Origin of the sequence: Caulobacter sp. 73W, from assembly GCF_041021955.1 — a bacterium.
GTDB lineage: Bacteria > Pseudomonadota > Alphaproteobacteria > Caulobacterales > Caulobacteraceae > Caulobacter.
In genome coordinates, this window is record NZ_CP158375.1 from 179,849 (window position 1) to 196,909 (window position 17,061).

General features: G+C 67.1%; 18 protein-coding genes and 1 pseudogene. 6 read left to right on the top strand and 13 right to left on the bottom strand.

Going from position 1 to position 17,061, the window contains the following annotated elements; translation table 11 throughout:
* Positions 1-265: 265 nt before the first annotated feature.
* The gene (locus ABOZ73_RS00845) at positions 266-925 is read left to right on the top strand and encodes a P-loop NTPase (protein WP_369059940.1); all 660 of its coding nucleotides are present in this window, start codon (positions 266-268) and stop codon (positions 923-925) included.
* On the opposite strand, the gene ABOZ73_RS00850 is transcribed toward ABOZ73_RS00845, so the two are convergent.
* From ABOZ73_RS00850 to ABOZ73_RS00870, 5 genes are all read right to left on the bottom strand, one after another.
* A complete protein-coding gene (locus ABOZ73_RS00850; RefSeq protein ID WP_369059941.1) occupies positions 922-1,353 on the bottom strand; it encodes an HIT family protein in 432 nt (143 codons plus the stop codon). The genes ABOZ73_RS00845 and ABOZ73_RS00850 overlap by 4 nt on opposite strands.
* On the bottom strand, positions 1,350-2,516 hold the full coding sequence (locus ABOZ73_RS00855) for a GNAT family N-acetyltransferase (RefSeq protein ID WP_369059943.1): 1,167 nt from the start codon (positions 2,514-2,516) through the stop codon (positions 1,350-1,352). The genes ABOZ73_RS00850 and ABOZ73_RS00855 overlap by 4 nt, the downstream gene beginning before the upstream one ends.
* Positions 2,513-3,286 carry a glycerophosphodiester phosphodiesterase gene (locus tag ABOZ73_RS00860; RefSeq protein ID WP_369059945.1) on the bottom strand — a complete coding sequence of 258 codons (774 nt, stop codon included), beginning with the start codon at positions 3,284-3,286 and terminating at the stop codon, positions 2,513-2,515. Before ABOZ73_RS00860 ends, ABOZ73_RS00855 begins: the two co-directional genes overlap by 4 nt.
* Positions 3,286-3,747: a RidA family protein gene (locus ABOZ73_RS00865; RefSeq protein ID WP_369059946.1), complete on the bottom strand. Its 462-nt coding sequence runs from the start codon at positions 3,745-3,747 to the stop codon at positions 3,286-3,288. The genes ABOZ73_RS00860 and ABOZ73_RS00865 overlap by 1 nt, the downstream gene beginning before the upstream one ends.
* A 129-nt stretch (positions 3,748-3,876) precedes the next feature.
* The gene (locus tag ABOZ73_RS00870) at positions 3,877-4,314 is read right to left on the bottom strand and encodes a phasin family protein (RefSeq protein ID WP_369059948.1); all 438 of its coding nucleotides are present in this window, start codon (positions 4,312-4,314) and stop codon (positions 3,877-3,879) included.
* A 254-nt stretch (positions 4,315-4,568) separates the two neighbouring features.
* Here ABOZ73_RS00870 and ABOZ73_RS00875 point away from each other — a divergent pair, with 254 nt between their 5' ends.
* Together ABOZ73_RS00875 and ABOZ73_RS00880 are read left to right on the top strand one after the other, a co-directional pair.
* Complete coding sequence (locus tag ABOZ73_RS00875) at positions 4,569-5,828, top strand: D-alanyl-D-alanine carboxypeptidase (protein WP_369059950.1); 1,260 nt, start codon at positions 4,569-4,571, stop codon at positions 5,826-5,828.
* Between the two features lie 94 nt (positions 5,829-5,922).
* Complete coding sequence (locus ABOZ73_RS00880; RefSeq protein WP_369058233.1) at positions 5,923-6,861, top strand: IS481 family transposase; 939 nt, start codon at positions 5,923-5,925, stop codon at positions 6,859-6,861.
* On the opposite strand, the gene ABOZ73_RS00885 is transcribed toward ABOZ73_RS00880, so the two are convergent.
* The 6 genes and pseudogenes from ABOZ73_RS00885 to ABOZ73_RS00910 all read right to left on the bottom strand — a co-directional run bounded on the left by ABOZ73_RS00885 (position 6,858) and on the right by ABOZ73_RS00910 (position 13,133).
* Complete coding sequence (locus ABOZ73_RS00885) at positions 6,858-7,301, bottom strand: J domain-containing protein (protein WP_369059952.1); 444 nt, start codon at positions 7,299-7,301, stop codon at positions 6,858-6,860. The genes ABOZ73_RS00880 and ABOZ73_RS00885 overlap by 4 nt on opposite strands.
* A gap of 18 nt (positions 7,302-7,319) precedes the next feature.
* On the bottom strand, positions 7,320-8,153 hold the full coding sequence (locus ABOZ73_RS00890) for a division plane positioning ATPase MipZ (protein ID WP_369059953.1): 834 nt from the start codon (positions 8,151-8,153) through the stop codon (positions 7,320-7,322).
* A 156-nt stretch (positions 8,154-8,309) separates the two neighbouring features.
* The gene (locus ABOZ73_RS00895) at positions 8,310-8,711 is read right to left on the bottom strand and encodes a DUF1489 domain-containing protein (RefSeq protein ID WP_369059955.1); all 402 of its coding nucleotides are present in this window, start codon (positions 8,709-8,711) and stop codon (positions 8,310-8,312) included.
* 25 nt (positions 8,712-8,736) lie between these two features.
* Positions 8,737-10,605, bottom strand: a pseudogene (locus tag ABOZ73_RS00900) (biotin carboxylase N-terminal domain-containing protein); the annotation flags it as partial.
* 62 nt (positions 10,606-10,667) lie between these two features.
* A complete protein-coding gene (locus ABOZ73_RS00905; RefSeq protein WP_369059957.1) occupies positions 10,668-11,507 on the bottom strand; it encodes an enoyl-CoA hydratase-related protein in 840 nt (279 codons plus the stop codon).
* 18 nt (positions 11,508-11,525) lie between these two features.
* A complete protein-coding gene (locus tag ABOZ73_RS00910) occupies positions 11,526-13,133 on the bottom strand; it encodes a carboxyl transferase domain-containing protein (RefSeq protein WP_369059959.1) in 1,608 nt (535 codons plus the stop codon).
* 111 nt (positions 13,134-13,244) lie between these two features.
* Between ABOZ73_RS00910 and ABOZ73_RS00915 the strand changes: the two genes are divergently transcribed.
* A complete protein-coding gene (locus tag ABOZ73_RS00915) occupies positions 13,245-14,996 on the top strand; it encodes a patatin-like phospholipase family protein (protein WP_369059961.1) in 1,752 nt (583 codons plus the stop codon).
* On the opposite strand, the gene ABOZ73_RS00920 is transcribed toward ABOZ73_RS00915, so the two are convergent.
* Complete coding sequence (locus ABOZ73_RS00920; protein WP_369059962.1) at positions 14,971-15,744, bottom strand: methyltransferase domain-containing protein; 774 nt, start codon at positions 15,742-15,744, stop codon at positions 14,971-14,973. The genes ABOZ73_RS00915 and ABOZ73_RS00920 overlap by 26 nt on opposite strands.
* A 123-nt stretch (positions 15,745-15,867) precedes the next feature.
* On the opposite strand from ABOZ73_RS00920, the gene ABOZ73_RS00925 reads away from it, so the two are divergent.
* The gene (locus ABOZ73_RS00925; protein WP_369059964.1) at positions 15,868-16,026 is read left to right on the top strand and encodes a hypothetical protein; all 159 of its coding nucleotides are present in this window, start codon (positions 15,868-15,870) and stop codon (positions 16,024-16,026) included.
* A 66-nt stretch (positions 16,027-16,092) separates the two neighbouring features.
* Entirely contained in the window at positions 16,093-16,179 is an 87-nt protein-coding gene (locus ABOZ73_RS00930; protein ID WP_269717031.1) for a hypothetical protein, read from the top strand.
* Positions 16,180-16,260: 81 nt separating this feature from the next.
* On the opposite strand, the gene ABOZ73_RS00935 is transcribed toward ABOZ73_RS00930, so the two are convergent.
* Positions 16,261-17,055: a TrmH family RNA methyltransferase gene (locus ABOZ73_RS00935; RefSeq protein WP_369059966.1), complete on the bottom strand. Its 795-nt coding sequence runs from the start codon at positions 17,053-17,055 to the stop codon at positions 16,261-16,263.
* Between the last annotated feature and the right edge of the window lie 6 nt (positions 17,056-17,061).

A 17,061-nucleotide genomic window follows, 5' to 3' on the forward strand; every position in this document is an offset into this window, starting at 1 on the left:
CGGTGACCCAACGCCGCCCGCAGCTTCTCCGCCGGACGCCGCTATGATGTTTCGCCGCGCGGTTGTTTCCCTTGGCGCGCTTGAGTTCTGGCAAGTCTAATCAAGCTGTGGCGTGTCAATGCGTCGCGCCCGTGTCGCATAGTTCCAGCTAGACTGCCGTGTGCCTCAAGAGCAGCGTCCCAACGCTCTTTTGGCTCTACGCCGTTCGCGTGGATTTTTCTGTTCCCAGTGAGGTGCTCATCGTTCCGCCTTAAGGAGGCGACCCGTGAAGACGATCGCAGTGCTTTCGCGTAAGGGCGGCGCCGGCAAGACGACCCTGGCCGTCAACCTGGCGATCGCCGCCCACCTGGCCGGTCGCGCGGTCACCCTCGCCGACGCCGATCCGCAAAGATCGGCCACGGACAGCCTTCGCGCCCGCAGCGGGCCTGGTCCCGACTTGGCTGAGACGAGCGCCGGCAAGGTCTTTCAGATCCGATCCGCCGCAGAGCGTGCGGACATGGACTATCTCTTCATCGACACGCCCGCCGCGCCCGAGGCCGAGGTGGTTCAGATCGCCAATTGTGTCGACTTCTGCATCCTGGTCTGCCGGCCAAGCTTCCTGGACATCGCTTCCATCACCCGCTCGGCCGAGATGGTCCGCCGCCTGGGCAAACCGTCGATGATCGTGCTGAACCAGGCTCCGGCACGCCGAAATGGGTTGGAGGCGCCGGCCGTTCTCAAGGCTATCGAGGCCCTGCGCTTCACCGGCCTGTCGATCGCGCCGACCGGCCTGCGCTCTCGCGTCATGTTCCAGCAGGCCATCGCCCAAGGACGTTCGACCCTGGAGTGGAGCCCCAGAGATCCCGCCGCGCAGGAAGTCGCCGTGCTGTGGTCGGCGATCGAGGCGGCGATCAAGCGTCCCGCCCTCGACCGTCTGTTCGGCTAGAGCTCAGCCGCGATCTTCGCCGCCAGAACCTTCAGCTCTTCTACATCGGCCATGCCCTCGCCGTGCCGGCCCAGCGCCTCGCCCTCGTAGCGGGGGATCACGTGGAAATGCAGGTGAAACACCGTCTGCCCGGCAGGGGCGCCGTTGAACTGGGTCACCACCACGCCGTCGGGCTTCAAAGCCGCCGTCACCGCCTGGGCCAGCTTCTGCGTCGCAGCGCCGACGGCGGCCACGGTCTGCGGCTCGGCTTCCAGGAGATTACGCGCCTTGGAGGTCTTGGAGATCACCAGGGCATGGCCCTTGGACTGCGGGAAGACGTCCATGAACGCCAGGACCTGATCGTCCTCGAACACCTTCACCGCCGGCATCTCGCCGCGCACGATCTTGGCGAAGATGTTTCCCTCGTCGTAGGTCCCGTTCAGGCTCATTTCGTCATCTCCGAATGTTTGAAGGGCGAGAACTCGGCCGCCAGCATGTCCATGTCGTCCTGCACGGCCTCGCGTTCCCGCTCCAGATAGCGGGCCACCGGATCGCGCAAGGCAGGATCGGCGATCCAGTGCGCGGAATAGACGGCGGTGGGCAGGTAGCCGCGCGCGATCTTGTGCTGCCCCTGAGCGCCGGCCTCCACGCGCGGCAGCCCCAGGCGGATCGCATGTTCGATGGCTTGATAGTAGCAGAGCTCGAAGTGCAGAAACGGCACGTCCTCCACGCACCCCCAGTGGCGGCCGTAGAGACAATCGTCGCCGATCAGGTTCAGCGCACCGGCGATCCACTGATCGTCCCGCCGCGCCATGATCAGCAGCACCCGATCGGCCATCCGCTCGCCCAGCAGCGAAAAGAAGGTGCGGTTCAAATAGGGCCGGCCCCACTTGCGACCACCGGTGTCCATGTAGAACCCGTAGAAGGCGTCCCAGTGTTCCTCGGTCAGGTCGGCGCCAGTCAGGGCGACGATCTCCAACCCCGCCCGAGCATCCCGCCGCTCCCGCCGGATCGTCTTGCGTCGGTTGGAGGACAGCGCCGCCAGGAAGTCGTCGAAGACCGCGTAGCCGTTGTTGTGCCAGTGATACTGCTGGTCCTGCCGCAGCAGCATCCCCTGCCCGCCCATCCACGACCACTCGGCTTCCGTTGGAAAGGTCACATGCAGGGATGAGGCCTCCATGCGCTGGCAAAGCTGCAGAGCCCCGCCCAGCAGCAGAGCCCGCGCGGCGCCGACGTCCACGCCGGACCGTACGATCAGTCGCGGCCCCGTCACCGGCGAGAACGGCGCCGAACATTGGAGCTTGGGATAGTACCGCCCGCCGGCCCGCTCATAGGCCTCGGCCCAGGAATGGTCGAAGACGTACTCGCCCTGGCTGTGGGACTTCAGATAAAGCGGCATCACTGCCGCGATGGCCCCGTCGTCGTCCTCGACGACCATGTGCTGCGGCGCCCAGCCAGTGCGCTCCACCGCGCAACCGCTCTCCTCCAGGGCGTGGAGGAAATCATACGAGACGAACGGATCGCCATGGGCGGCGGCGCACGCCTCCCAAGCCTCCTTGCCGATTTCACTGATGCGGCGATGAACGCGGACCGCGGGCCGCAAGGAACTCACGCGCGAAAGCCCTCGAAGATCAGGTTGTCGCAATGGTCCTTCACCCGGTCCCACTGGTCGGGCGACCGTACGGTCCAGGCGATGATCGGCATGCCGCCGGCGCGCAGTTCGCCCGCCTTGGCCGAGGGCAGCATGTCGAGGCCGAGCGCCAGGAAGTCCGGGCGGGCGATGGCCACATGTTCCAGCGCCGCCAGCGACTTGCGCAGCTCCGGCGCCAGCTTCTCCGCACCCTTGTCGGCCCAGCTATAACTGTCGAGCCCCCGAAGGATCTGGGGATGATGGTCGGCGAACCAGGCGTGGGAATAGGGATTGAAGCCGATCACCGCCGTCGGGCCGTTGTGATCGATCAGAACCTCGCAGACCCGCTTCTCCAGCGGCCCGACCTCGCCGAACGGGGTCTTCAACTCGATATGAACCATGGCGCGATGGCCGATGTGGACCAGCACTTCCGCCAGGCTTGGGATGGTCTCTTCCGTACCCGCCAGGCGAAGTTGCGAAAGATCGGCGGCGGTGTGATCGGCAATCCGCCCCTCGACGCCGCACATTCGGTCCAGGCGATCGTCATGGAAGACCATGGCCTCGCCATCGGCGGAGAGCTGGACGTCCAGCTCCACGCCATAACCTCCGGCGCAGGCGGCCTGGAAAGCCGCCAATGAATTCTCCGGCGCGCCATCTTGCGACCAGAGCCCGCGGTGCGCCACCGCGGGTTCGAACAAGCGCTCCCAGGCCTCGCCGAAGGTTTCGACAGGAGGCCGTTCGCGCGGGCGCATCACTTGATCTCCACCACGGCGTCGACCTCCACCGCGAAGTTCAGCGGCAAGCGATAGACGCCCACGGCCGAACGGGCGTGACGGCCAGCGTCGCCCAGCGCTTCGACCATCAGGTCAGAGCAGCCGTTGACCACCTGCGGGATGTCGAAGAACGACGGGCCCGCCTGGACGAAGCCGCCCAGCTTTACGACGCGGACCACGCGGTCCAGGTCGCCGCCGGCGGCCGCCTTCATCTGCGCCAGCAGGTTGATGCCGCACAGGCGGGCAGCCTTTTGGGCGGTGGCCAGATCGACATCCTCACCCACGATGCCGGTGATGCCGCCGGCCGCGTCGCGCGACACCTGGCCCGAGATGTGGACGAGGTTTCCGCTGCGGACGAAGGGCACGTAGTTGGCGATCGGCGCGCCGGGTTCCGGCAGCGTGACGCCCATGGCGGCGAGGCGTTGTTCGACTTGGCTCATAAGGGACTCCTACGGATCGCCGCCATGAATACAGCGCCACGCCCGCGCGGCAAAGCAGGAGCCCGAAATGACAGAAGGCCCGCACCCTTTCGGGGCGGGCCTTCTGCGCGTCGGGGGACGCCTTGTGGCTTAGCGGGCGGCCTGCACGCGCTCGACGGCGGCGGTGACGCGCTCGTTCAGCGGCTGGACCGACTCCTTCACCGAGGCCGAAACGGTCTCGGTCCACTTGCCGACTTCGGCCAGATAGGTCTCCATCGCCGTCTTGGCGAAGGCGGTCTGCAGCTCGATGGCTTCCTGCACGCTCTTGGCCGAGGCCAGGGTCTTGGCGGCGCTCACCTGATCTTCGACCGACTTCTTCGAGAACGCGATGGCCTGGGCGCCCAGAGCTTCGGCGCCCTTGGTGGCGGCGGTGACCGAAGCGACGACAGCTTCCAGGTTCTTCTTGGAGTGAACGTTCATTTCGTTCAGGGCGGCCAGGGACTTCTCGATATTGTCCTTGAACGCTTGGTTGCCGGCGGTGGTGAATTGCTCGACGGTGGTCTTCAGGGTCTCGGTGGTGGCGGCCATCGGAAATCTCCCGGTGTGGAAATGGGCGGAGCTCTGGCGGATCCGGTATGCAGGGACAGTCTCATGTTGCAGTGCAGCAGTCAATCGGAATTTGTGCAGCGCACAATCGCAAGCGTCGCTGTAATTCCTCACGAATTCCGCCCTGCGGCCAAATCGCTCACGATCCTTTAACTTTAACGAAACCCTACGATGCGCATGTTAGACATTCGTCCGGCGCCGGTGGCGCCTTGTGATTCCAACGACGGACGCCGCGCATGACCCAGCACGCCCGCCGCCTGCTTACCGCATTCGGCCTCGCCGCCGGCCTGATCGTCTCGGCTTCCGCCGCGACGGCCGCGCCAATCCTCAAGGTCTCCACTTCCGAGCCGCGTTACGCGGCCATCGTGATGGACGCCAACTCGGGCGAGATCCTCTATTCCAAACGCGGCGACAGCCCGCGGTATCCCGCCTCCATCACCAAGGTGATGACCATGTACATGGCGTTCGAGGCGCTGGCCGAAGGCAAGATGCGCCTCACGGACGAGATCGTGGTCTCCCCGCGCGCCGCCGCCCAACAGCCGACCAAGCTGGGCTTGCGCGCCGGTTCGCGCATCACTGTCGATGAAGTTCTCCGCGCCATGGCGCTGAAGTCGGCCAACGACATGGCCGTGGCCATGGCCGAGCGTTTGGGCGGCACCGAAACCCGCTTCTCCGCCATGATGACCCTGCGCGCGCAGGAGCTGGGCATGGAGAACACCCGCTTCGTGAACGCCTCGGGCCTGCCGGACAGCCGCCAGATCTCGACCGCCCACGACCTGGCGATCCTGTCTCGCGCGGTCATGCGCGACTATCCCCAGTACTACTCCTATTTCGGCCAGCAGAACGCCGTCGTGCGCGGCCAGGCCATGCGTAACCACAACAAGCTGCTGGGCAAGATGCCGGGCGTGGACGGTCTCAAGACCGGCTTCACCAACGCCTCCGGCTACAACCTCGCCGCCTCGGCCGTGCAGAACAACCGCCGCCTGATCGCCGTCGTGCTGGGCGGCCCGTCGGGCGCCTCGCGTGACAACAGCGTCGAGGACCTGCTGCTGACCGGCTTCGACGTGATCAAGCGCCGCAGCCGCGGCGAACGGATCACCGTCGCCCAGAACCTGTTCGAGCCGGAACCGACCGGCCCGATCATGCGTCCGTCCATCGAGCAGGGCGACTCCGAGCAAGACAATCTGAAGATTGTCCTGACCGAAAACCCGGCCAAGCCGCCGAAGGTGACGGTCCAGAAGAAGATGCCGGCCAAGTCCGCCGGCGCCTACAAGGTCCAGGTCGGCGCCTTCAAGCAGAAGTCTTTGGCCGGCAAGCAGCTGCAGATCACAGAGAAGAAGTTCGCCAAGGTCTTCGCCAATGCGAACGGCCAGGTGGAAGCCGGTCCCGGCGGTTCGTTCCGCGCCCGCTTTAGCGGCTTCTCGGCTGACGGCGCCCAACGCGCCTGCGCCACCCTGACCGCCCAGCGTCAGGTGTGCATGATCGTGAAGCCTTAAGGCCTAGCTGTCGAAGCTATGAAGGTTGTTCACCCGGGGCGGAGCTGAGAGGCTGGAGTTGCGACACAACAACTTCTAGCTCCGGAGGCCCCGGATGAACGTCCATAAGAATGCTCGGCTGACGCCAGTTGGTCGAGCCTTGATGATCAGCCGTATTGAGGATGACAGCTGGCCGGTGGCTCGGGCAGCGTCGGCGAGCGGCGTATCACGACGCTGCGCCTACCGATGGCTGGCCCGACATCGCACGGGTGATCGGCAATTGCATGACCGCAGTTCAGCGCCGCGGCGATGCCCCCTTCGTGTCTCGGCGGACCGCCAGGCCCAGATCGAAGCGATGCGCCGCCAGCGGATGACCGGACCGGTCATAGCCCGGGGGCTGGGCATGGCCCGCTCGACTGTCGGCCTGGTCTTGCGTCGCCTGGGTCTGGGCAAACTGAAGATGCTTGAGCCCAAGGCTCCAGTCATCCGCTATGAGCGCTCACGGCCTGGCGAGCTGATCCATCTGGACATCAAGAAGCTCAATCGGTTCACCACCGAAGGTCACCGCATCACCAAAGATCGCCGACTGGGTCGATCATACCGCGCCGGCTGGGAGTTCCTGCACGTCTGCGTCGATGACGCCTCGCGTCTGGCCTACACGGAAATCTTGGGGTCCGAGCGGCAGGACGACACGACCGCCTTCCTGCAACGCGCTCTGGCCTGGCTCAGCCGACAAGGCGTCCAGGTCGAGCGGGTGATGACCGACAACGGCGCAGCCTACTGCTCAAGGCAGTTCGCCGCCGCTCTCAAACTCGCCGGAGCCCGGCATCTCAGAACCCGGCCCTACACCCCACGCACCAATGGCAAGGCCGAACGCTTCATCCAGACCAGCCTGCGTGAATGGGCCTACGCCAGACCCTATTCCTCTTCCGACGAACGCGCACGCGCCGTTACGGCTTGGACCGACAGCTACAACCTGGCTCGACCACACTCCGGCATCGCTGGCCTCACACCCTGGCAGCGTGTGACCAACCTTCTTGGAAACGACACCTAGCGCTTCAGAAGACGGTCCCGCGCGGCGTTCAGCTGCGCGGCCAGACCGGCGGTCCCGCCCTTGTCGGGATGCGCCATGCGGATCAGGCGGCCATAGGCCGCCTGTATCTGTTCAGGGGTAGCGCTCTCCTCGACGCCGAGAATGTCCCGCGCCTCACGAGCGGAGAGGCCCGAGACCGGCTGAACCGCCGCGCGCTGTGATTGATGGCGCGGCCGGCTGCCCCGCGCGCTTGACGCCAGGCCGAGACCCACGACCAGAAGCACCAGAGCCGTGCCCCACCTGCCCCGGATCGCCAGGAACGCCGCCACCGAGAAGAGCGGTATCGACGCCGCCCCCAAGGCCACGCGCCATCCCTCGCCCTTTAGCCGGCTCCAGGATCCGGCGCGGCCGAGCGAGACAAGCAGGGCCAGGAGCCCCGCGCCGATGACGAGATAGAGCATGCGACGGTCCCGACGCCCTTACTGGGCGGCGAGCAGAACTTCGCCCGAGAAGCCTGACAGACCCACGAAGTGCAGCAGCGCCCGCAGTTCCTGGCGCGCCGCCACGTGGGTCAGCGACACCGGAACCGGTCGCACCTGGGCCGACAGGTCGGCGATGGTCAGACCGAACGGAAACAGCTCACGATAGATCACACGGTCGCGCAGGCCCGGCCCCATGCGGAAACCGGTCTTGCGCGACAGAGCCTGCATCCGGTCGCTCACGCGCTTGCGGTTACGGGCTTCGGTCGTCGCCATGCGGTTCGACAGGACGACCCAGTCCAGCGCCTTGCCGGCCGAGGCGGCGCGCGCCTTGCGGGCTTCCCACACGGTTTGGGCGTAGAGGCTGGGGCGGGTCACTTCCAGGGTGACGGGGTCGACGACGCCCAGCATGTCGAAGTCGACGAAGCTGTCGTTCATCGGCGTGACGATCAGGTCGGCCCGGCCGTGAGCCAGGCGCGAGACGGCGGTGTCGCCGCCCGGGGTGTCGATGAGGATGAAATCCACCTGTTGGGCGACTTCGGCGAAGGTCGCCTCGAAGCGGGCGATCTGCTCTTCGTCGGACGCCTGGGCCAGGGCCACGCCTTCTTCGCCATAGGTGGCGTCGATCGGCATGGGCAGATCAACACCCTTGGCGGCCACCCACGCACGACGGTTGGCGAAGAAATGACCTAGGGTGCACTGACGCAAATCGAGATCCATGATCGCGACCTTGGCGCCGCCGTGAAGCAGCGCGGTTGCGAGGTGGACGGCGATGGTGGACTTGCCCGCCCCGCCTTTTTCGTTGCCGACGACAATGACGTTCGCCTGCGACATGACTTAGCCTCCTGCACCCCGAATCGATTTCGGGTTAACGATAAGTGAAGCCGACCGGCGGATTTGGTCAACGCAACCGCCCGAGTTGTTCACAATTGCCGCAGGTCAATCCGCCGCTTAGCGGAAATCGGTGGACGCTTTCAGCAGGCGCCCAATTCACCAAGCCCCGAGTTCACGCAGCTGCCGCGCCAGCTCGGGCGGCATGTCGCCCAGGTCGCCCACGGCCAGATCACGCGGCGCGTCATCGCCAGTCAGGTAACGCCAGCCCTGGAAGGCGCGGCGCGGCTGCGGCTCGACGCGAATGACCTCACGGTCGAGGGTGACCTCGCAACGCGACGCCTGACCCTCTCCCACCGTATCGATGGCGATGATCTTCTGGCGGCACAGGATGACGCCCTTGAACACGCGGTACAGGGATCCGCCTTCAAGCAGTTCGTCGATCCGCTTCGGGGTCATGCGCGTCTGCATGATCCAGGGGCGATCGGCTTCCTTGTGCCATTCGAGGAGCTCCTCGACGGTGTCGCAACCGACGCAGAGCTTGATCATGTTCAGAGCCATGCTTGTGACTTAAGCCGCCGGCTCGAAGTCTCGCCAGAGTGACGCCTTCGGAAACCTGTGCGCCCGTCGTCGCAGCCAGTTCGGCGACCACCCCGTCGAACGGCGCGGTCAGGGCGTGCTCCATCTTCATGGCCTCCAGCACCAGCAGCGCCTGGCCCTTGGCGACGGTATCGCCGGCCTTCACCGAGACGCTGACGATCTTGCCCGGCATGGGCGAACGCACCGCGCCGTCGCTGGAGCCGCCGGCTTCGCCGCTGGCCTGGGCGCGCGGCGCCGAGAAGACCAGGGCCTCGCCATCTTCGAACAGGACGATCTCGCCGTCCTCGCCCAGCAGGACGTCGGCCTCGACCTCGCCCGGCACGGCGACCTCGACGACCTTGCCGTCATGAGCCAGGCGCACCGGGGCGCGGTCCTGGCGGTTCAGGCGGAAGCCCGCTAGCCCTTCGGCCGGCGACCACGGGGACTCGTCGTCCTCCGCCTGCGACAGAAGCGCCGCCACGGCGACCGCCTTGGCGTCCTGCGACGGCTCAGTCTCAGGAACCAGCGTGTCGATCCGCGCCTCGATGAACCCGGTGTCGACCCGGCCGGCCACGAAGTCCGGATGGTCGGCGCAGCGTGCCAGGAAGGCGGCGTTGGTCTTCACCGGCCACACCTCGACCTGACGGCAGGCCTCGGCCAGCTCGGCCGCGGCGGCCTCGCGGCTGGCCCCATGGGTGATCAGCTTGGCGATCATCGGATCGTAGAAGGAGGTGACCTCGCCGCCCTCCTCCACCGCGCTATCGACGCGCAGCGTTTGCGGCAGGCGGAAGTGATCCAGCGGCCCGGTGGACGGCAAGAAGCCGGTCGCCGGGTTCTCGGCATAGAGGCGCGCCTCCATGGCCCAGCCGTTGATCGACAGCGCGTCCTGCTTCAATGGCAACGGCTCGCCCGAGGCGACGCGCAGCTGCCACTCCACCAGATCCTGGCCGGTGACGGCTTCGGTGACCGGATGCTCCACCTGCAGACGGGTGTTCATCTCCATGAACCAGATGCGGTCGGCGCGCAGGCCTTCGGAGGCGTCGGCGATGAACTCCACCGTGCCGGCGCCGACATAGTTCACGGCCTTGGCGGCCTTGACCGCCGCCTCGCAGACGGCGGCGCGCGTCGCGGCGTCCATGCCGGGAGCCGGAGCCTCCTCGATGACCTTCTGGTGGCGGCGCTGTAGGGAGCAGTCGCGCTCGAACAGGTGGACGACATTCCCGTGGCTGTCGCCGAACACCTGCACCTCGATATGGCGCGGACGAGTGACGTACTTCTCCAGCAGCACCCGGTCGTCGCCGAAGCTGGCCGAGGCCTCGCGCCGGCAAGAGCCGAGGGCGGCGATGAAGTCCGCCGCCGCCTCGACCTTGCGCATGCCCTTGCCGCCGCCGCCGGCCACGGCCTTGATCAGGACCGGGAAGCCGATCTTGGCCGCCTCGGCCGCCAGGCGCTCCTCCGACTGGTCGTCGCCCAGATAGCCTGGGGTGGTCGGAACCCCCGCCTGGATCATCAGGGCCTTGGCCGCGTCCTTCAGGCCCATGGCCGTGATCGCCGACGGCGGCGGGCCGATCCAGACCAGACCGGCATCCATAACCGCCTGGGCGAAGGCGGCGTTCTCCGAAAGGAAGCCGTAGCCCGGATGGATCGCCTGCGCGCCCGTCGCGTTGGCCGCCGCCAGGATCTTCTCCGGCAGCAGATAGCTTTCCCGCGCCGGCGCCGGGCCGATCAGCACGGCCTCGTCGGCCTCAAGCACATGCGGCGCGTCGGCGTCGGCTTCGGAATAGACGGCGATGGTGCGCACTCCGAGGCGGCGCGCGGTGCGGATCACACGGCGCGCGATCTCGCCCCGGTTGGCGATCAGGACAGACTGGATCATTCGACTCTTCTTGTTGTTCCGCCCAGGCCTACTCGGCCCCTAGCCTTACTCAGCCCCAAGCCTTACTCAGCCCAGGACGGTTTGCGCTTCTCCAGGAAGGCGCGCACGCCCTCCTGCCCTTCCTCGCTGACGCGGCGACGCGCGATCTGGCGCGCGGTCTCCTCCATCAGTCCATGATCGATCGGCTGACCGACGACGGCGTCCACCAGGCGCTTGCTGTCGCCGATGGCGCCCGGCGCGCACGGCTTCATCCCGTCGGCGATAGCCGCCTTGATGGCGTCCATGGTCTCGGCGTCCGGAACGACCTCGCTAACCAGGCCATAGGCCTGGGCGTCGCCCGCGCCGAACACGCGGCCGGTGGCGAACAGCACCTTGGCCGCCCGCGGTCCGATGGCGGCCACCACATAGGGGCTGATGGTCGCCGGGGTCAGGCCCAGCTTCACTTCCGAGAACGAGAACTTCACGTCCTGGGTGGCGATCGCCATGTCGCAGGCCGCGACCAGACCGGCGCCGCCGCCGAACGCCGCGCCCTCGACCAGGGCCACCGTCAGGGCCGGCACGTCGTGCAGCGCCTTGAGCATCGACGCCAGCTCCATGGCGTCCTCGCGGTTGTCGGACTCGCTCCAGTCGGCGGCCGACCGCATCCATTCCAGATCAGCCCCGGCGCTGAACACGCCGCCCGCGCCGCGCAGGAACACCACCCGCACGCCCTCGGCCCCGTGCAGGGTCTCGAAGGCCTCGCGCAAGGCGGCGATGGTCGCCGCGTCGAAGGCGTTCTTCTTGCCGGCGCGGTTGATGGTGACCGTCACCGCGCCATCCACCGTGCCCTCGATCAGCACCAGGTTGGTCGTCGCGTCGGTGTCGATGTTCTCGACCAGCGGATCGGCGATGGGATTGGTCACTATGCGGGCTCCTAGTTCTTACATCCGGAAGATGCCGAACGTCGTGTCGGGCACGGGGGCGTTCAGGCTGGCCGATATGGCCAGACCTAGAACGTCCCGGGTTTGCGCAGGATCAATGATCCCGTCGTCCCAAAGGCGGGCGCTGGCGAAATAGGGATCACCCTCGGCCTCGTAGCGGGCGCGGATCGGATCCTTGAACGCCTCCTCGTCGGCCGCCGGCCAGTCCTCGCCCTTGGCTTCCATGCCGTCGCGCTTGATGGTCGCCAGCACGCTCGCGGCCTGCTCGCCGCCCATGACGCTGATGCGGCTGTTGGGCCAGGTGAACAGGAAGCGCGGGCTATAGGCCCGGCCGCACATGCCGTAGTTGCCAGCGCCGAAGCTGCCGCCGATCAGAACTGTGAACTTGGGCACATTGGCCGACGCCACGGCAGTGACCAGCTTGGCTCCATCCTTGGCGATGCCGCCCGCCTCATACCTTCCGCCGACCATGAAGCCGGAGATGTTCTGCAGGAAGACGAGCGGGATCTTGCGCTTGCAGGCCAGCTCGATGAAATGCGCGCCCTTCAGCGCGCTCTCGCTGAACAGCACCCCGTTATTGGCCAGGATCGCCACCGGCATCCCCCAGATGCGGGCGAAGCCGCAGACCAGGGTCGTCCCGTACAGGGCCTTGAATTCGTCGAACTCGCTGCCGTCGACGATGCGGGCGATGACCTCCCGCACGTCATACGGCGCGCGCACGTCCGTGGGGATGACGCCGTACAGCTCCTCAGGATCGAACGCCGGATCCTTCGGCTCGCGGACATCCATGTCCAAGGTCTTGGTCGTGTTCAGGTTGGCGACGATGGAGCGCACGATCTCCAGCGCATGCTCGTCGTTCTCGGCCACATGATCGACCACGCCGGACTTCCGACCGTGGGTGTCGGCCCCGCCCAGTTCCTCGGCGCTGATCACCTCGCCCGTGGCCGCCTTCACCAGCGGCGGCCCGCCCAGAAAGATGGTGCCTTGATTGCGGACGATCACCGTCTCGTCCGACATGGCCGGCACATAGGCGCCGCCCGCCGTGCACGATCCCATGACGCAGGCGATCTGGGCGATGCCCTCGGCGCTCATCCGGGCCTGGTTGAAGAAGATGCGACCGAAATGATCGCGGTCCGGGAACACCTCCGCCTGGTGCGGCAGGTTCGCCCCGCCGCTATCGACCAGATAGATGCAGGGCAGACGATTCTGCTGGGCGATCTCCTGGGCGCGCAGGTGCTTCTTCACCGTCATCGGGAAGTAGGCGCCGCCCTTCACCGTGGGATCGTTGGCGACGATCATCACTTCGCGGCCTGACACCCGCCCGACCCCAGCGATCACGCCCGCTCCCGGCGCCTCGTCGTTGTAGAGGCCGAAGGCCGCCAGCTGGCCGATTTCCAGGAACGGCGCGCCGGGATCCAGCAGGCGTTCCACCCGGTCACGAGGCAAAAGCTTGCCGCGCGAGGCGTGCCGCGTCCGCGAGGCTTCGGGCCCGCCCAGGGACGCGGTCGCGACTCGATCGTGCAGCTGCTGAGCCAGCGCGCGATTGGCCTCCGCATTGCGGACGAAAGCTTCACCCTTGGAATCTATGGTGCTTTTGAGCTTTGGCATGAACCGACGCATAGCCTGTTGAACCGGGGTCCGGAAGTCGAAGAGGTCGCACCGCGCCCGCGTCGCCAACCAGACAGTCCGGCTATAATCTGCACCTTCGGGGGGAACGTCTTGCCTGAGTCGCTGACCAAGACCGCGCTTGGCCGTCTTTTTGCGCTGGAACAGTCGCGCGGGGCCGCAAGCTGGTTCTCCCTGCCGGGAGGAACGCCGCTGTACGATCCCGGCGGTCCGGCCGACGAGCTCTACTTTGTCCGCGCCGGCCGCCTGGGCGCCTTCCGCCATGAGGAAGGCCAGGAGCCGCAATTCCTGGGCGTAATCCGGCCGGGCGAGCCCGCCGGCGAGATGGCCTTCATCGCCGAGACGCCCCACTCCGCCCGCGTGGTCGCTCTGCGCGACACCGAAATCCTCGCCCTACCCCGCGATGTGTTCTTTGACGCCGCCGACCGCGATCCGACGGTGATGACCGAACTGGCGCGGCTGATGATCCTGCGCTCACGCCAGGCCGCGACCCAAGCGTCGATCGGCGAGCCGTCGGTGTTCGGCTTCGTCGCCACCAATCCAGGACCGCCCGTCCGCGATCTGGTCGAGGCCGTCGGCGCCGCGATAGAGGCTCTCGGATACGAAGTCGCCGTCGCGGGCTCCGAGGCGCTGCAGGCGCCCATGGAGTGGTTCTCCAATGTCGAGCGCGACCACGACTTCGTCCTCTACGCCGTGGAAAGCGGCCAGGATGCCTGGAAACACGTGGTCGGCCGCCAGGTGGACCGCCTGTTCCGTGTCGGCCGTGGCGACCAGCCGCCGCCGCCCGTGGCCACCCGGGCCTACGAGCCGCTGCAGCGCCAGCGCCTTGTCGACCTGATCCTGATCCACCCCGCCGATTGCCCCAGGCCAAGCGGATCGGAAGCCTGGCTCGACGCCACCGAGGCGGCGCGCCTGTTCCACATCCGTCATGGCGACGCCCACGACATCGCCCGCATCGCCCGCCTGATCACCGGCCAATCGGTCGGGCTTGTCCTGTCCGGCGGCGGCGCGCGCGCCTACGCCCACATCGGCGCGGTGCGGGCGCTTCGCGAGTTCGGCGTGCCTATCGACTTCGTCGGCGGCGCGTCCATGGGCGGCATCGTGGCGGCGGGCCTGGCCATGGGCTGGGAGAACGCGGAGATGGAAGAGCGCATCCGCTCCGCCTTTGTGGCCTCGAGCCCTCTCGACGACATCGCCTTCCCGATCCTCGCCCTCACCCATGGCGACAAGGTGCGCGACCGCCTGGCGGAGCATTTCGGTGATGTCCGGATCAGCGATCTGTGGCTGCCGTTCTTCTGCGTCTCCTCGAACCTGACCTCGGGCGCCTATCACGTCCACCGCCGGGGCGAGCTCAAGACCGCCCTGCGCGCCTCGATCTCCCTGCCCGGCGTCCTGCCGCCGGTGGCCGAAGGCGGCGACGTGCTGGTGGACGGGGCTGTGATGAAGAACTTCCCCGCCGACGTCATGCGCGCCTTCCAGCTCGGCCCCATCATCGGCGTCGACGTCACGCGCGGCCGCAGCATCAACGCCGCCGACATGCACCGTCCCAAGTCGTGGTTGCGCTGGCTGCTGAGCGGAGAATGGCGTCAGGGCCCGCCCATCGTGGCCCTGCTGATGCGCGCCGCCACGGTGACCACGGGCCGCGATCTGGCCGCCGCCCGAAGCGCCTCGGACGTGCTGGTCATGCCCAAGGTCGACGGCGTCGACATCCGCGACTGGCGAGCCTTCGAGCCAGCTGTCCAGGCCGGCTATGAGGCCGCGCGCGAAGTCCTGGAAGACCTGACCAAGCCCGTATCCGAGCTTCGCCGCCGCCCCAGCATCAGGGAACGCGCTGCGCTACGATGAACAGCCGCTCGAACGGGAACAGCGTCGTCCCGTCCGGCTGCATCGGAAACACCTTGGCGATCTCGGCCCTGAAGGCGTCGAGGAACGCGGCCTTCAAGGGCGTGTCGCCCAGCACGTCGAAATAGGGCCGCAGGGCCGTCCCGCTCATCCAGTCGACGACGGCGTCATCTCCTTCCAGAACATGCAGGTACTTCGTGCTCCAGATGTCGACGCTCTGCGCCAAGGGCGCGAGCCAGCGATGATAGTCCGCCGCCGTCGGCATCTCGCGGATGGCGTCAGCGCCCTTGAGCGCCTCCGCCCATGGCCCGGTCGCCGCCGTGCGGCGCAGAATGCCGTGATGGACGCTCTCATAGGCCAGGGGCATCTGGCAGGCGAACACCCCGCCCGGCTTCAGTAGCCGGAATAGTCGCGGAAATAGCGTTCCGTGATCCGGGGCCCACTGCAGGGCTGCGTTGGTGAAGATCAGGTCGGCGGGCGCGTCGAAGCTGTTCAGGTCGCCCAGCACCCAGTCCACCGCCTCCGACCGCTTTCGGCACTCGGCGATCATGTGCGGGCTGGAATCCAGCCCATGAACCTTGGCCTCCGGGTGGCGGCGCGCCAGCAGCGCCGCATGCTCCCCCGTGCCGCAGCCGAGGTCCCAGATCTCCTTCAGGTCGCCGCCGCGCGGCATCTGGAGCATCAGGTCGAGCGCCGGCCGATCGCGATAGCGCTTGTAGCGTTCGTACAGCGCGGGATCCCAACTCGGCATGGCCTATTCCATCAACGACTCGAATTGGCGGCAGCCTGCCGCAATTTGCGCCTCTTGGCCTGCGACGATCCGTCGGGAACTCAGCCCATGCCCCGACGGTTTTGGCATGGAGGAGAAAACATCGTGCCAAGAACCGCTCCGCGCCCCTTCATCTGGTCCTCAAATGAGGATGACCGGATCAGTCAGGCAGACGTTCAGCTGAACTGGTCGATCGTCGCCGCCGTCGCCTTTTGCGGCGCGGTATGGGCCGGCGCCCTGCTGCTCGCCTCGGCGATCGTCTGACCTGCGCGCAAACGCCGCTTGTCGCCCGCCGTAAACGGGTCCCATACTGACAGTCCTGTTCAACAGCTGAAAGGAGGTGATCCAGTGTCTCATTGTCTCCAACCGCGGTCTCAAGCCGTGACCTGGAGCCTCAAGACTGAGGTTTCCGCCTGACGGCTCGTCTGAGCTGATCAGTTCGGTTTTCATGGCCGCGGCCATGACGATGGAAGGGCCGTCCCCAAGGGCGGCCCTTTTTCATTGGCTGGTCAGGTGATGCAGGACGATCCCGCCGGTCGTGGCCACGTTCAGGGAGTCAAAGCCGCCGGCCATCGGAATCCGCACAGTCTCGGCCCGCGCCATCAGTTGCGGCGACAGCCCGGGACCCTCGGCCCCCAGCAGAACCGCCACGCGATCCGGGCGCAGCGTCTCCGCCAGGGTGCGTTCGCCGGCGGGGCTCAGGGCGAGAGGCTGAAAGCCGGCCCCTTCCAGCAAGCCCAAAACATCGGCTCCCGGCGCCAGACGAACGAAGGGCGTCAACAGCGCCGCGCCCACGGAAACCCGGATAGCTTTGCGGTACAGCGGGTCACAGCAGTCGGAATCCAGAAGCACCGCGTCCACACCGAACGCCGCCGCGTTGCGCAACAGCCCGCCCATGTTGTCGTGATTGGCGATCCCGAACAGGCACACGACGACCGCCCGCCGCGGCAGCCCGGCCAGCAGCTCAGCGGGCGCCGGCTCCGCGGGGCGGCGGCCTAGGGCCAGGATGCCGCGATGGATCGGAAAGCCGACGATGGCGTCCATCACCGCCTGGCTCGCCACATAAACCGGAACCTCCGGCGGCAGGTCGGCCAGCATCGGCTCCAGCCGCTCGGCCTGACGCTCCAGCAGCAGCAGCGACAGCGTCTCGCACCGCTCGCTGCGGATCAGGCAGCGCAGGACTACCTCGCCCTCGGCGATGAACAAGCCGTCGCGCCCCACCAGATCGCGTTCGCGCACGTCACGATAGGCGGCGATCGTGGGATCGGCGGGATCTTGGACGGAAACGATCATCAACCG

What these genes read in the sequence shown, in the direction of transcription:
- ABOZ73_RS00850 (WP_369059941.1), bottom strand. Translation starts at nt 1,353, where the DNA reads ATGAGCCTGAACGGGACCTACGACGAGGGAAACATCTTCGCCAAGATC.
- ABOZ73_RS00860 (WP_369059945.1), bottom strand. Translation starts at nt 3,286, where the DNA reads ATGCGCCCGCGCGAACGGCCTCCTGTCGAAACCTTCGGCGAGGCCTGG.
- ABOZ73_RS00865 (WP_369059946.1), bottom strand. Translation starts at nt 3,747, where the DNA reads ATGAGCCAAGTCGAACAACGCCTCGCCGCCATGGGCGTCACGCTGCCG.
- ABOZ73_RS00870 (WP_369059948.1), bottom strand. Translation starts at nt 4,314, where the DNA reads ATGGCCGCCACCACCGAGACCCTGAAGACCACCGTCGAGCAATTCACC.
- ABOZ73_RS00875 (WP_369059950.1), top strand. Translation starts at nt 4,569, where the DNA reads ATGACCCAGCACGCCCGCCGCCTGCTTACCGCATTCGGCCTCGCCGCC.
- ABOZ73_RS00880 (WP_369058233.1), top strand. Translation starts at nt 5,923, where the DNA reads ATGAACGTCCATAAGAATGCTCGGCTGACGCCAGTTGGTCGAGCCTTG.
- ABOZ73_RS00885 (WP_369059952.1), bottom strand. Translation starts at nt 7,301, where the DNA reads ATGCTCTATCTCGTCATCGGCGCGGGGCTCCTGGCCCTGCTTGTCTCG.
- ABOZ73_RS00890 (WP_369059953.1), bottom strand. Translation starts at nt 8,153, where the DNA reads ATGTCGCAGGCGAACGTCATTGTCGTCGGCAACGAAAAAGGCGGGGCG.
- ABOZ73_RS00895 (WP_369059955.1), bottom strand. Translation starts at nt 8,711, where the DNA reads ATGGCTCTGAACATGATCAAGCTCTGCGTCGGTTGCGACACCGTCGAG.
- ABOZ73_RS00910 (WP_369059959.1), bottom strand. Translation starts at nt 13,133, where the DNA reads ATGCCAAAGCTCAAAAGCACCATAGATTCCAAGGGTGAAGCTTTCGTC.
- ABOZ73_RS00920 (WP_369059962.1), bottom strand. Translation starts at nt 15,744, where the DNA reads ATGCCGAGTTGGGATCCCGCGCTGTACGAACGCTACAAGCGCTATCGC.
- ABOZ73_RS00935 (WP_369059966.1), bottom strand. Translation starts at nt 17,055, where the DNA reads ATGATCGTTTCCGTCCAAGATCCCGCCGATCCCACGATCGCCGCCTAT.